Below are 1,244 nucleotides of genomic sequence, written 5' to 3' on the forward strand. Positions count from 1 at the left end.
CGCCCGGTTCCTTTCCGGCGTTTGGTCAGGTGGTGATTACGTCGTTCGAATCGCCGCCGCGGGTGCTGCGGTCGAGGCCGGCGATCACTTTCTGGATTTCGTCGGCGTTCCGCCCGTCGGTGGTCTTGAACCGCTCGGAGATGTCGTTGAGTTTTGTTTCCATCTCATCGAAGGCGATCCTGAGCTGGTCGGCATGCGCCACGACGGCGTTGCGCCGGTCGTCGACGACCCGGTCCAGCCAGCCCGCGAGCGTGAACTTCTCCGCAGGGGCCCAAGGCCGCTTCAGCGCTTCGAAAGCACTCTGGTCATCCATCAACCGGCCGATGTTCCGGCCGGCGGTCGCGATCGCTTCGGCATCGAATTCCGTCGCCACGTCGACTCCTTGCTCTCGAACGGCTCGACCGTTCAATGGTCAGGGAAAAGCGGTGTGCCGGGCGCGAGCACCCCGGCACACCGAGCGAACTAGGCGATGCCTTTCGCGCCGCCCTTGTCGGCCGCCTCCATGGCCGCGGCCGCGTCCGACACCTTCTGGCGAAGGTTGAGCAGATTCTGCCGGTGCTCGTCCAGACCGGCCTGGAGGTTGGTGGAGCGAGCCTCGTAGGAATTCGCCGTTTCACCGACCCAGTCCTGCATGATGGTCTTGACATCCCTGCCGAGCAGGGTCGCCTGGTTGTCGATCTCGTCGGCCTTCTTCATCATCATCGCGACGCACTGCTCGATGACGGGATAGTCGTAGGTAATCGTGCCGTCAGCCATCAAAACTCCTCAAAAAAGATCGTGCGGTGGTCGGGTCAGGCGCCGAGGAAGGTGCTGGTTCCCATAGGGACGTTCAGGATCGACTGCGTGTTGTCGGCGTCGGTGTCCACCTGGGCACCCGCCTCACGGCGCATATCGCCCGCCATACCGTTCAAGTTGCTCAGCACCGTCTTGCGCACCGCTTCGACCCACTCACCCGTCACCGAGCTCAGCGCCCTGGTGGCCGCACTCGTGCTGGCCGCGAGAGTGGCCTCGACCTCCCTCTTCAGGTTGTCGAGCTGATCGTTGACGTTGTTCGCCGTCTCCTCGTGCCGGGCGGCCTGGGCGATGATGTCCTGATCATTGAGCTTAGTGGAATGTGCCACTGTGCTTCCTCCTGCGATGAGTGCCACGACTTTGGCGAGCCCTACGTTTTCGTAGTAGCACGACCACTATTCGAGATTAAATCCCGAACCAGCCCCGAATCCGCTTTCCGCGGCCCTCCAGGC

General features: G+C 62.9%; 3 protein-coding genes. All 3 read right to left on the minus strand.

Going from position 1 to position 1,244, the window contains the following annotated elements; all coding sequences use genetic code 11:
• Positions 1-25: 25 nt before the first annotated feature.
• On the minus strand, positions 26-373 hold the full coding sequence (locus tag AVL48_RS30940; RefSeq protein ID WP_208616308.1) for a hypothetical protein: 348 nt from the start codon (positions 371-373) through the stop codon (positions 26-28).
• Between the two features lie 89 nt (positions 374-462).
• Positions 463-756: a WXG100 family type VII secretion target gene (locus AVL48_RS30945; RefSeq protein ID WP_063054161.1), complete on the minus strand. Its 294-nt coding sequence runs from the start codon at positions 754-756 to the stop codon at positions 463-465.
• Positions 757-791: 35 nt separating this feature from the next.
• Positions 792-1,121 (minus strand): hypothetical protein, encoded by a 330-nt coding sequence (locus AVL48_RS30950; protein ID WP_063054162.1) that lies wholly within the window; start codon positions 1,119-1,121, stop codon positions 792-794.
• Positions 1,122-1,244: the final 123 nt, after the last annotated feature.

It is taken from the genome of Amycolatopsis regifaucium, assembly GCF_001613935.1.
GTDB lineage: Bacteria > Actinomycetota > Actinomycetes > Mycobacteriales > Pseudonocardiaceae > Amycolatopsis > Amycolatopsis regifaucium.